Genomic DNA, 15,739 nt, shown 5'->3' on the forward strand with positions numbered 1-15,739 from the left:
TCAGTCAGCCTTTTCGATCGCGTCAAGGAGGTGGTCGAGACGCAGGGCCATGCCCGCCACGTCATCGGCGTTGAGCCCCGCGAGGATGTCGTTGATCCAGGTCTCGTGGCGCCGGGCCTGTTCGGCGAAGACGTCTTTGCCCTTCGCTGTCAGCCGGACAAGATTGGCGCGCCGGTCACCCGGCACCGCGACGCGGAGGACGAGCCCGTCTTCGGTCAGCTTGTCGACGATGCCGGTGATGTTGCCGTTCGAGACCCTGAGGCGGCGGGAAATCTCGCTCATCTTTAGCCCGTCGGGTGCGCGCGAGAGCGCCGACATCACATCGAAGCGGGGCAGGGTGGTGCCGAGGTCGGCGCGCATCCGGCGGCGAAGTTCCTCTTCGATCAGGCCCGAGGTTTTCAGCAGCCTGAGCCAGAGCCGGAGGCGCGATTTTGACAGGGACTCTTTGCGCGCGGTATCGGCGGGTCTGGGGGTCATATCTCGCCTCCCGATATGGCCAGCGCGTGGCCGTTGACACCGCGTGCGGCTTCGGAACAAAGCCAGAGCGCCGCGCCCGCGACCTCGTCGGGCTGGATGAACCGGCGCTGCGGATTGCCCGACAGAAGGCTGGCACGTGCGGCCGCGTCCTCCATCCCCGTCTTTTCCGTGATGTTGGCGATCGAGCGTTCGAGCATAGGGGTTTCGATGAAGCCGGGGCAAAGCGCGTTGGCGGTGATGCCGCTGTCGCAGAGTTCCAGCGCGAGGGACCGGGTCAGCCCGACGACCGCGTGTTTCGCCGCCGCATAGCCCGAGGCATAGGCATAACCCTTCAACCCGGCGGTCGAGGCGACCGCGATCAGACGGCCCCAGCCCTGGGCCTTCATGTCGGGCAAGGCCGCCTGCCACGTGTTGACGACGCCGCCCAGGTTGACCGCCAGCATGTTTTGCAACTGATCATAGGCCATGCGCGAGAAAGGCACGCTCTCGGCCGCGCCCGCATTGGCCACCACGACCGACACCGGGCCGTTGAGCCCGCGCGCCTGGCGGAACGCCCCTGCCACCGCGTCGGGATCGGTCACGTCGCAGGTGATCCAGCCGATGAACCTGTGCTGCGCCGCGACCTTGCGCAGGGGCGCTTCGCGGCGGCCGGTGATGGTGACTTTCGCTCCGGCCGCGGCGAAGGCCTCCGCCATCGCACGGCCCACGCCGGTGCCGCCGCCGGTGATCACGACATGTTTTGCGTCTATGCTCATACCCGGATCGCCTCTGCTTCGCGGTCGGCCAGGCGCCAGAGCTGGTCGCGGCCGGCCAGGTAGGGCAGGGGCCAGTCGGGTGCGGCGCGGTCGCCGATGCGGGCGGCCTCGTGCAGCGTCCAGAACGGATCGGCCAGGTGGGGGCGGCCCACTGCCACGAGATCGGCCCGGCCTGCCATCAGGATCGAGTTGGCGTGGTCGGCCTCGTAGATGTTGCCGACCGCCATGGTGGCGATATTGGTTTCGTTGCGGATGCGATCGCTGAACGGGGTCTGGAACATGCGGCCATAGACAGGGCGCGCCGCGGTGCTGGTCTGGCCGGCGCTGACATCGATGATATCCGCGCTCGCGTCGTGGAAGGCCCGGGCGATGCCGACCGCCTCTTCGGGGGTTACGCCGTCTGCGCCCACCCAGTCGTTCGCCGAGATGCGCACCGACATCGGCTTGGCCTCGGGCCAGGCGGCGCGCATGGCGCGGAACACCTCGAGCGGATAGCGCATCCGGTTTTTCAGGCTGCCGCCGTAGTCGTCGCCGCGCGCATTCGACAGGGGCGAGATGAAGGAGGAGATCAGATAGCCGTGGGCGGCGTGAAGTTCGATCATGTCGAAGCCGGCGCGCATGGCCATTTCGGTCGCCGCAACGAACTGGTCGCGCACCCTGTCCATATCGGCGCGGGTCATTTCACGCGGGGTGGTGTTGCGGTCGGACCAGGGGATCGGTGAGGCCGACATGACGGGCCAGTTGCCGTCGGCAAGCGGGGCGTCCATGTCTTCCCAGCCAAGCTGGGTCGAGCCCTTTCGCCCGGAATGGCCGATCTGGCAGCAGATCTTCGCGTCGGTCTGATCGTGCACGAAGCCGGTCAGGCGCCGCCACGCCGCCTCGTGCGCCGGGTCGTAGAGGCCCGGGCACCCCGGCGTGATCCGGCCCTCGGGCGAAACGCAGGTCATTTCCGTGAAGACCAGCCCGGCGCCGCCCTTGGCGCGTTCGCCGTAGTGGACGAGGTGCCAGTCGGTGGGGCAGCCGTCTTGGGCCTTGTATTGGGCCATCGGTGACACGACGATCCGGTTCTTCAGTGTCATGTCTCTGAGGCGGAAGGGGGCGAACATGGGGGCGCGGACCGGCCCGTCTTCGGCGACGCCCGCCCGGGTTTGGAACCAGCGTTCCGCGCTTTCCAGCCAGGCGGGATCGCGCAGGCGTAGGTTCTCGTGACTGATCCGCTGCGACCGGGTGAGGAGTGAATAAGCGAATTGGACCGGGTCGAGATCGAGGTAGCGTTCGACCTGTTCGAACCATTCGAGGCTGTTTCGGGCCGCCGACTGGAGGCGGAGCACTTCCAGCCGCCGCTCCTCCTGGTAGCGTTCGAAGGCCGCCTCCATCGTGGGTTCGGAATGCAGGTAGGTCGCCAGCGAGATCGCGCTGTCGAAGGCCAGCCGCGACCCCGAGCCGATGGAGAAGTGCCCGGTCGCCGCCGCATCGCCCATCAGCACGACGTTTTCATGGTGCCAGGTTTCGCAGATCACGCGCGGGAAATTCATCCAGACGGCGGAGCCGCGCAGATGCGCGGCGTTCGACATCAGCGCATGCCCGCCCAGATGTGCCGCGAAGATCCTCCGGCAGGTCTCGACCGTCTGTTCCTTGGACATGTCCTGAAACCCCCAGCGGTCCCACGTGTCCTGCTGGCATTCGACGATGAAGGTCGCGGTGTCGTCGTCGAACTGGTAGACATGGGCCCAGACCCAGCCATGTTCAGTCTTCTCGAAGATGAAGGTGAAGGCATCGTCGAATTTCTGGTGCGTGCCCAGCCAGACGAACTTGCATTCGCGCAGATCGATGTCGGGGCGGAAACGGTCGGCGTATTCGGTTCGGACGCGCGAATTGATCCCGTCGGTCGCGACCACGAGATCGTAGTTCTTGCGATAGGCCTCGGCGCTTTCGAACTCGGTCTCGAAGCGCATGTCGACGCCAAGGTCGCGCGCGCGCTCCTGCAGCAGGATCAGCATCTTCTTGCGCCCGATCCCGGCGAAGCCGTGGCCGCCCGACACGGTGCGCACGCCGCCGTGGACCACGGCGATGTCATCCCAGTAGGCGAAGTTGTCGCGGATCGCGCGGGCGCTGACCGGATCGTTGATTTCGAGGTTTTCCAGCGCGTCGTCGGACAGCACGACGCCCCAGCCGAAGGTGTCGTTGGCGCGGTTGCGCTCGATCACCACGACCTCGTGCGAGGGGTCGCGCAGCTTCATCGAGATCGCGAAGTAGAGACCTGCCGGGCCTCCTCCGAGACAAACGACACGCATGGCTAGCCCTTTCGTCGATGCGATCCCCGGGGCGGGGCCCGGGACGATGGGAGATTAGGGGGAATTGGCATTTACTTCAAGATTGAAATATTGAAGTATTGATGATAGCTGCCGGAGGGCCCCGCGCGGACGGCCCGCGCGGACGGGATGCGCCCTGACCCCCCGGGAGGGCAGGCGAGGAGTGGAGGCGTTCCGGTGACTGATGCGAGCGGGATCGACTGGGAAGACGCCTTCGCCAACGCGGCGCATATTCCGGGGGGCGAGGGGTTTCCCGACCTGTGGCAGACAGCGGCGGAGCGGTTTCGCGGCGCGGCGGATGGCCAGATCGACATCGCTTATGGCGACGCGCCCCGTGCGCGCCTGGACCTTTTCCGGCCCTCTGGCCCGGCCCGCGGCCTTGCCGTCTTTCTGCATGGCGGGTTCTGGCTGGCCTTCGACAAATCATACTGGTCGCATCTAGCCTCAGGAGCGCTGGCCCATGGCTGGGCGGTGGCCTTGCCGAGCTATACGCTTGCGCCCGAGGCGCGTGTCGGGGAGATCGTATTGCAGGTCGGGCGGGCGGTCGCGTGTGCGGCCGGGATGATCGACGGCCCGTTCCGGCTGGCTGGGCATTCGGCGGGCGGGCACCTTGCCGCGCGGATGGTGTGCGAGGACAGCCCGCTTCCGGCCGAGATCGGCGCCCGGATCGCGCGTGTCGTATCGATCAGTGGGGTGCACGACTTGCGCCCCTTGCAGCTTCATTCGATGAACCGGACGCTGCGCCTCGATCCAGACGAGGCCGCCGCCGAAAGCCCGGTGCTGCACCGGCTGCGTCCCGGCGTTGCGGTAACCGCCTGGGTCGGCGCGGCGGAACGGCCCGAGTTCCTGCGCCAGTCCGCCCTTCTGGCAGAGGCCTGGCAGGTGCCGCTTGTGGCCGATCCGGGGCGCCACCATTTCGACGTGATCGACGGGCAGGCCGATCCGGCCCATCCCCTGTCGCACTGCCTGGCGGGAGAGTGACAATGGCGATCAGGATGACACGGGACGGCGGTGTCGCGATCGTGACGATCGACGTCCCGCCGGTGAATGCGATCAGCCAGGCCGTGCGCCGGGGCCTTCTGGAGGCGGTGGAGGCGAGCGCGGCTGATCCGGAAGTTACATCCGTCGTGCTGGCCGGTGCGCGGCTGACCTTCAGCGAGGGGGAAGACCTTTGCGACCTGGAGCATGCGCCGGACGACCCGCTTCTGGGGGAGGTGCTGCGCCGTATCGAAACCTCCGGGACGCCATGGATCGCCGCAGTTCAGGGCAAGGCCCTGGGCGCGGGGCTGGACCTGGCAATGGCCTGTCATCGCCGGATCGCCGTTTCGAGCGCGGTGCTTGGTCTTCCCGAGGTGTCGCTGGGCCTGATCCCGGGGGCAGGCGGGACCGTGCGGCTGCCCCGGCTGATCGCGCTGGACAGGGCGCTGGAGATGATCGTCACGGGCAAGCCCATGGGCGCGGAAGATGCCTGTGAGGCGGGGCTTATAGATCGCGTTGTGTCGGGCGATTTGCTGAGCGCGGCCACTGCCATGGCGCGTGAAGCCGCAGCGCCAGTTCCGACGCTTGCGCGCCCCGTCTGCCCGGAAAGCGCCCCCGGGGCGTTCGAGGATGCCGCGAAAAGGGCGGTGTCGCGGGCGAAGGGGCAGGCGGCCCCCGTGGCGGCCGTGGAGGCCCTGAGACAGGCCCGCGACCTGCCCGCTGAAGAGGCGCTGGTGCGGGAGAGACGCCTGTTCCTGGCGCTGCGCGGCGGCGAAGAGGCGCGGGCGCTTCGCCACATCAATCTGGCGGAACGCGCGACGCGGCGCATCGACCGTTTGGACGGCGTCGCGCCCCATCCCGTGAGGCATGTCGGTGTGATCGGCGGTGGCACGATGGGCGCAGGCATCGCGGCGGCCTGCCTTCTGGCGGGAGTGCCGGTGACGATGGTGGAACGCGGTGCGGATGCTGCGCGCGCAGGGCAGGGGCGGGTGCACGACATACTGGATGGCAGCCTGAAACGCGGCAAGCTGACCCCCGAGAGCCATGCCGAACGGCTGGCCGCGTTCACTGCGACCGATGAATTCGACGCCCTGGCCCCGGCCGATCTGGTTGTCGAGGCGGCGTTCGAGGACATGGCCGTCAAGCAGGAGATCTTCGCGCGGCTTGGCAGGGTGGTGCGGCCCAACGCCGTGCTGGCGACCAACACCTCCTACCTCGATGTCGGGGCCATCGCCGCGCAGACGGGTCGCCCGGGCCGGGTGATCGGCCTGCATTTCTTTGCCCCGGCCCACATCATGAAGCTTCTGGAAGTCGTCGCGCCCGACGGGCTGGACGACCGCGCCCTGGCCACCGGCGTGGCGTTCGCGAGGCGTCTGGGCAAGATCCCTGTTCTGGCCGGGGTCTGCGACGGGTTCATCGCGAACCGCCTCATGTCGGCCTATCGCCGCGAGGCGGAATACATGCTGGAGGACGGCGCCTTTCCCTGGCAGATCGACGCCGCGATGGAGGCCTATGGCTTTCCCATGGGGCTGTTCCGGGTGCAGGACCTGTCGGGCCTCGATATCTCCTGGGCCATGCGGAAGCGGCAGGCGGCCTCTCGTGACCCGGCGCAGCGCTATGTGCGGATCGGGGACCTTCTGTGCGAGGCGGGGCATTTCGGTCGAAAGACGGGCCGAGGGTACTACGCCTATGACGACGCCGGGACCGCCCGGCCCTCGCCCGAGACGGCCGCCCTGATCGAGGCGGAATCGGCGCGCAAGTGCATTGCGCGGCGCGCGTTCACGGAGGGCGAGATCATGGACCGGTTGCTGGAGGTAATGCGGACCGAAGGGCAGCGCATCCTTGCAGAGGGAATCGCGCGGAGCGCGGAAGATATCGATGTCGTGATGGTAAATGCGTTCGGCTTCCCGCGCTGGAAGGGCGGGCCGATGTTCGCCGCGGCCCGGCAGGCGGGTGGAGCGGCCTCCGGTTCAGGGCATCAACTGTAGTCGGGCGCGACCGCCCGGCCTGTCCGCGCCGACGCGACGCAGGCCAGCGCGATGGCAAGCGCGTCGCGGCCGTCCTGGGCCGTTGCCGAGGGCTGGCGGTCGGATGTGACCGCCGCGTGGAATTCGTCGAGCGCGTTGTAGAAGGACTGGTCGTAACGTTCGAGGAAGAAGTGCTTCAAGGGCTGGCGGGCCAACGTGGCGGAGCCGCCCCAGCGCAGGAGCGTGTCCTCGTGATGGTTCTGGGTCTGCACCATGCCTGCGTCACCGAACGCCTCGAGCCGTTGATCGAAGCCGTAGCTGCAGGCGCGGGAATTGTTGATGTGGACGAGCGCGCCGGAGGGCATTTTCAGCGTGGTCATCGTCATGTCGAAATCGCCTTCGGCGCCGATGGCGGGATCGAACATACAGGAGCCGGCGGCCATGACCTCGACCGGGCGTTCACCGGCGATCCAGCACAAGAGGTCGATGTCGTGAATCGTGGCATCGACGAAATAGCCGCCCGAGGCGCGCACATACTCGATCGGCGGGGGCGCGGGTTCGCGCGACCAGCTCATCAGCATGTTGAGCCGCCCGATTTCGACTGCGGCGACGGCGGCGCGGAGGGCCGCGTTGTCGGGATCGAAGCGGCGGTTGAAGCCGAGCATGAAGGGCACCGGGTGATCTTTCAGAACCCCGAGCGCCTCGTCGACGCGTTCCAACGTCTGGTCGAGCGGCTTTTCGCAGTAGATCGGCTTGCCGGCGCGGGCGGAGGCCGCGATGTATTCGACATGGGTGTCGGTCGGGGTGGCGATGACGACGGCATCGACGCGTGCATCGGAGAGCACCGAGTCGAGATCATCCATCGGGCGGCCGCCATACTGGCCGGCCGCCTTTTCGGCAGAGGAGGCGCGGGGGTTGTAGATCACTTCGAGCGACAGGCCGGGATGGGCGTTGATCTTGGGGCCATAGACATGGGCCATGCGGCCGGTGCCCATAAGGGCGATGCCGAGCGTCGTCATCAGGCGGGTTCCTTCGCATCTTCCAGGATCAGCGCCGCCGCCTTTTCGCCGATCATGATCGAGGCGGCGTTGGTATTTCCGGTCACGATGCGCGGCATGATAGAGGCATCGGCCACGCGAAGCCCGTCAATTCCGTGGACGCGGAGGCGGGGGTCGACCACCGCCGTTGCGTCGGTGCCCATCTTGCAGGTGCCGACCGGGTGCAGAAGCGAGAGGCCGCTGTCCCGGCAATAGGCGACGAGATCCTCGTCGGACTGGACCTCGGGGCCCGGAGAGATCTCGTATTCCACGCAGGAGGCCATCGGTTCGGTGGCTGCGATCCGGCGCCCGAATTTGAGCCCGGCGACGGCGGCCCGGCGGTCGGCTTCGTCGGCGAAGAAGTTGAACTGGATTTCGGGCGCGTCGGTGGGGCTCGGGCCGGTGATGCGCACGTGGCCGCGGGAGTTGGGGCGCATGTGCTCGGCAAGGATCGTGAAGCCCGAGAAGGGATGGGGCTTCAGCTGTTCGTCGGTGCACCAGGCCATGAAGGTGACCATCATGTCGGGGCGATCGATCCCGGTGCCCGAGCGGATGAAGGTGTTGGAGTAATTGCCATTATCGGCGAAGGGGCCGGTCCGCAGCACGAGGTGACGCAGAAGCTGGAGGCCGCCTTTCAGCTTGTTGTTGTAGAGGTCGTTGACCGTGGATTTGACCGTTGACCGGTATTCGGCGCCGATGCCGAAGTGATCCTGCAGGTTGTCGCCCACGCCGGGAAGGGCGTGGCGCACCTCGATCCCGTGTTCTTTCAAGAGGTCGGCGGGGCCGATGCCGGAGATCTGGAGAAGCTGGGGCGAATTGAACGTGCCGCCGGAGAGGATGATTTCATGCCGGGCGCTGGCCTTGTGGGCGCCGGAGCGATCCGTCCAGCGGACGGCGGTGGCGCGGCGGCCCTCGAGCTCGATTGCGCCGACCATTGCGTGAAGCTTAAGATCGATCTTCTTGCGGGCGGGGCCCTTGAGATAGCCCGCCGCCGTGCTCCAGCGCATGCCGCCTTTCGTCGTGGTCTGGACGTAGCCCGTGCCTTCCTGCTGCGCGCCGTTGAAATCGTCGTTGCGGGGGACGCCAAGCGCCTCCGACGCCGCGTGGAACGCCTCGCCAAGCGCGTGCTTCGTGCGGATGTCGGAGACGGCGACCGGCCCGCCGGTGCCGTGGAAGACATCCGCCCCGCGTTCCTGATCCTCGCAGGATTTGAAGTAGGGCAGCACGTCGTCCCAGCCCCAGCCGTCGCAGCCCGCCGCCTTCCAGCCGTCGAAATCCTCGGGCTGGCCACGCATGTAGATCATGCCGTTGATCGAGCCGGTGCCACCCAGCACCTTGCCGCGGGGCTGGAACAGGCGGCGGTTGTTCAGGTGCGGCTCGGGCGCGCTTTCGTAGCACCAGTTCACCTTCGGGTTGGCGTAGAGCATTGAGTAGCCGAGCGGGATGTGAATGAAGGGGTTGCGGTCGGGCCCGCCCGCTTCGAGGAGGAGGACGGAGCGGCCCGCCTCGCCCAGGCGCCCGGCAACCGCGCAGCCGGCGGATCCGGCGCCGATGACGATGTAATCGTACTCTGCTGTCGACATGACGCGGCCTCTGACCTCCCCCGCTTCTGTCCTGAAAATCTGACATGCGGCGGCTTGGCGGGAGAACCGTGCAAATATCAGATTTGGACAAAATGCGTGTGGCGGCCCTTCGGGATCGCGGATTTCGTGATAGGAGGGGGCGGGGGATAGCCGCCGGGGGAGTGCTGGAATGACGCGCGAAGAGCTTCTGCGGATCCTGACATTCGTGGATTCGAACCGCGAGATTTCCGAGAAGCGGACGCCGCTTGCCACGGTCGATCCGCGCTGGAACATCATCTCTTTCGCGATCCGTCGGCACCTGGAGGGGCGGCTTGTGACCGTGACTTCGGCGGCGAGCGCGGCCGACGTGCCCTATGGCACCGCGATGCGCCGGATCTCGGAACTGATCGACGAGGGGCTTTTGCACAAGCGCCCGAAATCCAAATCGGGGAAATCCTTTTCGCTGCACCCGACACGGAAGCTGATCGAGGAGTTCGAAAGCTTCGCGATGCAGCTGAAGGCGATGGTGGGCAATACCTTCGGCTTCACCACGGGCGATGGTGAGATCAGCGATTTCTATTTCGGCGGCTATTACATGGCGCCACGCATCCTGCCTTACCCGAGCGCCATGCGCACCGGGGTGGGGGTGGAGCGGACGATCCGCATTCTCGGCCCCATCGACCCGACATTCCGCACCCTCAGCCAATCCGAGCCGGAGCTTGGGCGACTGTGCGGAACGACGATCGAGCTTGTGACGCTGCCGCTTGACCGGCTGCACGAAGAGATCATGGCGAACGCCAAGAGCGCCGTTTCGAAATATGATCTGGTGGCCTTCGATCTGCCGTGGATCGGGCAGCTGGCGACGGAAGGGGTGATCGAGCCCCTGAACGAGATCATGCAGGAGGAGCGGTACAACCCGTCGGATTTCCACAACGCGGCCTTTCGGGGATCGTCCTGGAACAACCGGCAATACGGGTTGCCGATCCAGCCGACGGCGGAATTGCTGTTCTGCCGGTCTGATCTGTTCGCGGAAGCCGGGCTTGCCATCCCGCGCACCACCGACGAGGTGCTGTTCGCCGCGCGGGTGCTGCATCGCGCGGGGTTCGGCCTGTCGGGGATCGTGATGAATTACGGGCGGGGGACTCCGCTCGCGCATACCTTCATCCAGACGCTGGCGGATTTCGGGCAGCCGATCATCAACCTGACGCCTCTGGGCGACGAATTCGACCTGAACGACATCGCAAGCGAGAACTTTCGCCCGCAGCTTCATACCGATGCCGCACGGCGGACGGCGGAGTTTCTACTGGAGTTGCTGGAGTTCTCGCACAAGGAAAGCATGGTCTGCGACTGGGACCGACGGATCGGGATCTTTTCGAAAGGCCAGGCGGCGATGACCTATGGCTGGAGCATCCGGGCCGCGGCCTTCGAGCTTGACGAGAATTCGCCCGCCCATGGAAAGGTGCAGTACGTGCCGCACCCCCATGCAGAGGGGGCGCGGCCCGTTTCGCCCATCGGCGGCTTTTCCCTGGCGGTGCCCGCGGGGCTGGACCCGCAGCGGAAGAAGCGATCCTGGAAGGTGCTGGAATACCTGACGCGGCCCGAGATGCTGAAATGGTACGTGCTGAACGGAAACCTCACGAGCCCGCGCTTTTCGACGAGCGCGGACCCCGAGGTGCAGGCCAGCAGCACGATCATCAGCCAGGTCGACGGGATGGACCGGCGCGGGGAGTTGCAGACCTGGCCGCGCCCGCCGATCCCGGAGTTCAGCGATGTTCTGAACGTGCTGGGGGAAGAGATACACATGATGCTTCAGGGCACGCATTCGGTGGAGGTTGCCCTGGGGCAGTGCCAGAACCGGATCGACGCGATCATGCGGGAACGGGGGCGGTACTAGGGACACGCCGCAATGAATAAGGGCCGGGAGATCCCGGCCCTTTTCTTTTGCTTTTAAGTATTTACCAGGTGGGGCGTTCGAAATTGTCGACGTTTTCGGGCAGCACCTTCGGGGTTTCGATGCCCTGAAGCGTCGGCACCTCGATGCCGTTGGCGACCTTCACTGCGGTCTGGATCGCGAGGATCGCGTCATCGACCGGCGACTGTTTGTTCGAGCCCGAGTGCCAGCCGGCCTTCATCGCATCCCAGCCTTCTCCGAACTGGTTGCAGGTGACGACCTTGACGTCGCCCGGCGCTTTGCCGGCGCCCTGGAGTGCGCTGATCACGCCAAGGCCCATGCCGTCGTCGAAGGCATAGACGCCGTCGATCTGGTCACCGAACTGGGTGAGGAAGGTTTCCATCACCGTCTGCGCCTTTTCGCGGTTCCACTCCGCCGTCTGGCTGGCGAGGATGTTGATGCCGGGATAGTCGTCGGCGATCTTGTCGAGGAAGCAGTTCTTCCGCAGGATCGAGACGGTGTAGCCGGGCGTACCCTCGACCACCACGATATCGCCTTCGCCGCCGAGCGCATCGCCAAGCATCTCTGCCGATTGTTCGGCCTGCGCGCAGTCATCCGGCCCGGTGTGGCCGACGATGTAGCGGCGGCCCGCTTCGCCGATGGGCGAGTTCGAGGTGATGACGGGGATGCCGTCGCGCGCCGCGTTGCGGATCGCAGGGATCAGCGCGTTCTGAGACGTGGGCCAGACGACGAGGGCGTCGGGATTCTGCGACGCCATATCCTGGATCTGGTCGAACTGGACGGCGGGATCGCCCTGGGGATCCATAACCGTGGCCTGAATGCCGAGTTCCTGGCTGTAGGCGACGGCGGTTTCGGCATACTTCGCCTGATAGGCGTTCGAGCCGGGATAGAGCACGGTGATGCCGATCCGGGTTTCGGACAGCGGCTTCTTCAGTTCACCCCCGAGCCATTCGGGAGCGTCCTGCGCGGTGACGGCCGTTGCGCACAGGGCGGCCACCGTGGCAAGTGCCATTACTTTGGTCGAAACGGTCATTAGATCCTCCTCCAAAACGCTGCCGTTTCATTCTTGTGCCACCCCGGCTGGCAGCGTTGCGGGGCGCTCGGCCCCAAGTGTGAGTCACGGTATATCGTCAGGCAATTGCGGAAATATCCAAATCTGACGAACTGTCGGCGGGTGCTGCCACGTGCGGCGGACGGAACGCCACCGCGCCTTTGGGTGCAAAAGATTCATTTTGGATTTATCCATTGTTCATCGGCCCGACCCCGCCGCCTATCGTGGGGATCGGAGGAGGGCTTTGGCATGGAACTGACGGCTCGCAACATTTTGCGCCGCCACGGGCTGGTCATGGCGTTTCTTCTGTTTCTGGCCGTGGTCGCCCTGAATGCGGAGGCGTTTCTGACGCCGGGAAACATCCTTGACGTGCTTCGGCAGGTGTCGATCACCGGCATGATGGCGCTTGGCGTGACCTTCGTGGTTCTGACCGGGCGGCTGGATTTGTCGGTGGGATCGATGCTGACGCTGCTGACGGTGATCGTTGTCGATCAGCACAACGTCGCGGGGCCCTTTCCGGCGATCGTGATGACGATACTCGCGGGGCTGGCGATCGGGGCGGTGAACGGGCTTCTGGTGGGGTTCGCGGGGCTGAACGCGCTGATCGTGACCCTTGCGATGCTGTCGTTTTTACAAGGGCTTGTGCTTTTTTATTCAGGTGGATCGAACGTCAACGTGGCGAATGCGCAGGACACCTGGTTTGCGGTGTTCGGCCGGGGCGACTTCCTGGGGATCCCGGTGCCGGTCATCCTGTTCCTCGTGGGCGCGGTAATCGCCGGGCTGATCCTTCAGGTTACGACCTTCGGGCGGCGGATCTATGGTGTGGGCGGCAACGAGACGGCGAGCATATTCTCGGGGATCGACGCGCGGCGGACGGTGTTCTGGGCCTACGTGATCTCGGGGTTCACCACCGGGGTGGCGGCGGTGATCATGGGCAGCCGAGTGATGGGCGCGCAGAACACGATCGGGCAGGGCTATGAGCTGACGGTTCTGGCGGGCGTGATCCTTGGCGGCACCTCGCTTCTGGGCGGGTCGGGCAGCATCTGGCGGACGGTTGTGGGCATTTCGATGCTGGGCTTTATCCAGAATGGCCTTCTGCTTCTGGGCTTCCCCTATTACGTGCAGTGGCTCGTCACCTGGGCCGTCATCATCATCGCTGTCTGGATCGATCTGGCGGCGAAGCGCGGGAGGATCCTCGCATGAGCGACATCGGCGCGGCCCGAAGCGGGACGGTTGGCGGAACGGCCCTGTCCTGGCTTCTGAGAAACCATATCTGGGTGTTCCTTGCGCTGACGCTGATCGTGTTCTCGCTGTCGAGCCCCTATTTCCTGACGGTCAACAATTTCGGCAACATCCTGACCCAAGGCGCGTTCATCGGGATCCTTGCGGTGGGCATGACGCTGGTGATGATCGATGGCGAGATCGATCTGTCGGTGGGCGCGGTGCTGGCGCTGGCCTCGGCACTTGCGATCGGGTTGCAGGATCACATGGGCGTGTTGCCCGCGATCCTGCTGGCGCTTCTGTCAGGGGCGGCGCTTGGGTTTTTGAACGGGGCGCTCGTCGCCTATTCGGGGATGCATTCCTTCATCGTCACGCTGGGAGCGCTGATCGGCATTCGCGGGCTTGTCTTCGTCTATACCGGCGAGGACGCGCTGATGGTGCAGGATTTCAGCTATACCGAGCTGCCCGAGATCTACCTTGGCCCGATCTCGCTGACCGCGATCATCTTTTTCGGGCTGGCACTGTTCTTTCAGTGGGTGCTGTCGAGCACGCGGCACGGGCGCGAGACCTATGCGGTGGGCGACAATATCGAGGCGGCCCATGATGCGGGGATCAACGTCAAGCGGCACAAGATCATCAACTTCACCCTGTGCGGGACGCTGGCGGCGGTATGCGGCATCCTGCTGTCGATGCGCCTTGGCACGGCGGAGCCGAATGCCGGGCGGATCTGGGAGTTGTGGACGATCATCGCCGTGGTGCTGGGGGGCACGCGCCTGCAGGGCGGGTTCGGCAGCATGTGGATGACCATTGGCGGGGTTCTGACGCTGGCGGTGCTGAGAAACGGGCTGCGGCAGCTCAACACGCCGAATTACGTGGAACTGATGGTGATGGGGGCGGTGCTGATCCTGGCGCTGGCGCTCGACAAGGTTCTGAACCGGCGGGAGGCGGGACCATGAGCGAGGTCGTGCTGGAGGTGAGCGACATCACCAAGGCGTTTCCGGGGGTGGTGGCGCTCGACCGGGTGAGTTTCGATATCCGGGCCGGCGAGGTGCACGCGCTGGTGGGCGAGAACGGCGCGGGAAAATCGACGCTGATGAAGGTGCTTGCCGGGCTGTACCAGCCGGACGGGGGCGAGATTGTTTATCAGGGCCAGCCGACGAAAGTGGCCGGGCCGCTTGATGCGCGGCAGAAGGGGATTTTGCTGATCCACCAGGAGCTTTCGCTGTCGCCCGAACTGTCTGTGGCAGAGAACATCTATCTGGGGGCCTGGCCCTGTAACCGGTTCGGTGTGCTGAAGAAGCGGGAGCTTTACAGCAACGCGACGCGGGCACTGGAGGCCCTGGGCTGCGGGTTCGGGCCGCATGCGCGCGTGGGCACCCTGTCGGTTGCGATGCAGCAGATGGTCGAGATCGCGCGGGCAGAGGCCTTCAGCGCCAACGTGGTGATCTTCGACGAGCCCACCGCATCCCTGACCGATACCGAGCGGGATCAGCTGTTCCACACGATCCGGGGGCTGAAGAAGCGGGGCGTGGGGATCGTCTATATCTCGCACAAGATGGACGAGATCTTCGACATCACCGACCGGATCACCGTGCTGCGGGACGGGCAGGTGCAGGGGACGGTCGACACCAGGGACACCGATCTGAACCGGATCACGCGGATGATGATCGGGCGCACGCTGGACACCTATTTCGTGAAGGCGAAGCCCGAGTTCGGGGCCGAGGTTCTGCGTGTCGAGGGGCTGAGCCGGGCGGGGCTGTTCGAGGATGTCTCCTTCTCGGTGCGGGAAGGCGAGGTGCTAGGCCTTTACGGTCTCGTGGGTGCGGGCCGGTCGGAGGTTGTCGAGACGGTGTTCGGCGTCAGGAAGGCCGATCGCGGCACGCTGTGGTGGAAGGGGGCGGAGATCGATCTGCCCACCCCGCGCAAGGCGATTGACATGGGCATGGCGCTGGTGCCGGAGAGCCGGAAGGAGCAGGGGCTTGTCCTGCTGATGGGGGGGCGGGAGAACACGTCGTTGCCGCATCTGAAGCTGTTTTCCGAAGTGTCGGTGATGAACCGGGCCCGGGAGATGGGGGTGTTCGAGAAATACCGCTCGGCCCTGTCGATCAAGACGACAGGCCCCGACCAGGCCGTGTCGCAGCTTTCGGGCGGGAACCAGCAGAAGTTCGTTCTGGCCAAGTGGCTGTGCGCCGATCCGAAGCTTATCATCCTCGACGAACCGACGCGGGGGATCGACGTGGGATCGAAATCGGCGATCCACGAGCTGATCGCGGAACTGGCCGAGCGGGGGCTGGCGGTGATCGTTATCTCGTCGGAAATGCCCGAGGTGCTGGGGGTCAGCCACCGGGTGCTGGCGATGTCGGAAGGCGAGGTGGTGGCGGAGTTCGAGGGCGATGCGCTGACCGAAGAAAACCTGATCGACGCGGTATCCCATCACCGGCAGGACGTGGCGGCGGAGTAGGGCGCG

At 65.7% G+C, this 15,739-nt stretch carries 12 protein-coding genes; 6 read left to right on the forward strand and 6 right to left on the reverse strand.

From position 1 onward, the window contains the following. Genes RXV90_RS12095 through RXV90_RS12105 form a run of 3 tightly spaced genes read right to left on the reverse strand, consistent with a single transcriptional unit; the run spans position 1 to position 3,526 of the window. Positions 1 to 477 (reverse strand): MarR family winged helix-turn-helix transcriptional regulator, encoded by a 477-nt coding sequence (locus RXV90_RS12095; protein ID WP_316648976.1) that lies wholly within the window; start codon positions 475 to 477, stop codon positions 1 to 3. After that, positions 474 to 1,232, reverse strand: coding sequence for an SDR family NAD(P)-dependent oxidoreductase (locus RXV90_RS12100; RefSeq protein WP_316648977.1), 759 nt, complete (start codon positions 1,230 to 1,232; stop codon positions 474 to 476). Before RXV90_RS12100 ends, RXV90_RS12095 begins: the two co-directional genes overlap by 4 nt. Beyond that, on the reverse strand, positions 1,229 to 3,526 hold the full coding sequence (locus tag RXV90_RS12105; RefSeq protein ID WP_316648979.1) for a bifunctional salicylyl-CoA 5-hydroxylase/oxidoreductase: 2,298 nt from the start codon (positions 3,524 to 3,526) through the stop codon (positions 1,229 to 1,231). The genes RXV90_RS12100 and RXV90_RS12105 overlap by 4 nt, the downstream gene beginning before the upstream one ends. A gap of 195 nt (positions 3,527 to 3,721) precedes the next feature. Here RXV90_RS12105 and RXV90_RS12110 point away from each other — a divergent pair, with 195 nt between their 5' ends. Together RXV90_RS12110 and RXV90_RS12115 are read left to right on the forward strand one after the other, a co-directional pair. Then, positions 3,722 to 4,525, forward strand: a complete 804-nt coding sequence (locus tag RXV90_RS12110; RefSeq protein ID WP_316648980.1) for an alpha/beta hydrolase — start codon at positions 3,722 to 3,724, stop codon at positions 4,523 to 4,525. A 2-nt stretch (positions 4,526 to 4,527) separates the two neighbouring features. After that, complete coding sequence (locus tag RXV90_RS12115; RefSeq protein WP_316648981.1) at positions 4,528 to 6,510, forward strand: 3-hydroxyacyl-CoA dehydrogenase NAD-binding domain-containing protein; 1,983 nt, start codon at positions 4,528 to 4,530, stop codon at positions 6,508 to 6,510. Here the strand turns inward: RXV90_RS12115 and RXV90_RS12120 are convergent. Then, positions 6,501 to 7,508 carry a Gfo/Idh/MocA family oxidoreductase gene (locus RXV90_RS12120; RefSeq protein WP_316648982.1) on the reverse strand — a complete coding sequence of 336 codons (1,008 nt, stop codon included), beginning with the start codon at positions 7,506 to 7,508 and terminating at the stop codon, positions 6,501 to 6,503. The two genes, RXV90_RS12115 and RXV90_RS12120, sit on opposite strands and share 10 nt — an antisense overlap. Continuing rightward, a complete protein-coding gene (locus tag RXV90_RS12125; protein WP_316648983.1) occupies positions 7,508 to 9,109 on the reverse strand; it encodes a GMC family oxidoreductase in 1,602 nt (533 codons plus the stop codon). Before RXV90_RS12125 ends, RXV90_RS12120 begins: the two co-directional genes overlap by 1 nt. 169 nt (positions 9,110 to 9,278) lie before the next feature. Here RXV90_RS12125 and RXV90_RS12130 point away from each other — a divergent pair, with 169 nt between their 5' ends. Next, on the forward strand, positions 9,279 to 10,982 hold the full coding sequence (locus tag RXV90_RS12130; RefSeq protein WP_316648984.1) for an extracellular solute-binding protein: 1,704 nt from the start codon (positions 9,279 to 9,281) through the stop codon (positions 10,980 to 10,982). Between the two features lie 61 nt (positions 10,983 to 11,043). On the opposite strand, the gene RXV90_RS12135 is transcribed toward RXV90_RS12130, so the two are convergent. Next, positions 11,044 to 12,033: a sugar ABC transporter substrate-binding protein gene (locus RXV90_RS12135; protein WP_316648986.1), complete on the reverse strand. Its 990-nt coding sequence runs from the start codon at positions 12,031 to 12,033 to the stop codon at positions 11,044 to 11,046. 267 nt (positions 12,034 to 12,300) lie between these two features. Here RXV90_RS12135 and RXV90_RS12140 point away from each other — a divergent pair, with 267 nt between their 5' ends. The 3 genes from RXV90_RS12140 to RXV90_RS12150 are packed head-to-tail and all read left to right on the forward strand — an operon-like array spanning position 12,301 to position 15,733. Then, a complete protein-coding gene (locus RXV90_RS12140) occupies positions 12,301 to 13,254 on the forward strand; it encodes an ABC transporter permease (RefSeq protein WP_316648987.1) in 954 nt (317 codons plus the stop codon). After that, entirely contained in the window at positions 13,251 to 14,228 is a 978-nt protein-coding gene (locus RXV90_RS12145) for an ABC transporter permease (protein ID WP_316648988.1), read from the forward strand. Before RXV90_RS12140 ends, RXV90_RS12145 begins: the two co-directional genes overlap by 4 nt. Further along, a complete protein-coding gene (locus tag RXV90_RS12150; RefSeq protein WP_316648989.1) occupies positions 14,225 to 15,733 on the forward strand; it encodes a sugar ABC transporter ATP-binding protein in 1,509 nt (502 codons plus the stop codon). The genes RXV90_RS12145 and RXV90_RS12150 overlap by 4 nt, the downstream gene beginning before the upstream one ends. The last annotated feature ends 6 nt before the right edge of the window (positions 15,734 to 15,739 follow it).

Source organism: Ovoidimarina sediminis, from assembly GCF_032586175.1.
GTDB classification, from domain to species: Bacteria; Pseudomonadota; Alphaproteobacteria; order Rhodobacterales; family Rhodobacteraceae; genus Ovoidimarina; species Ovoidimarina sediminis.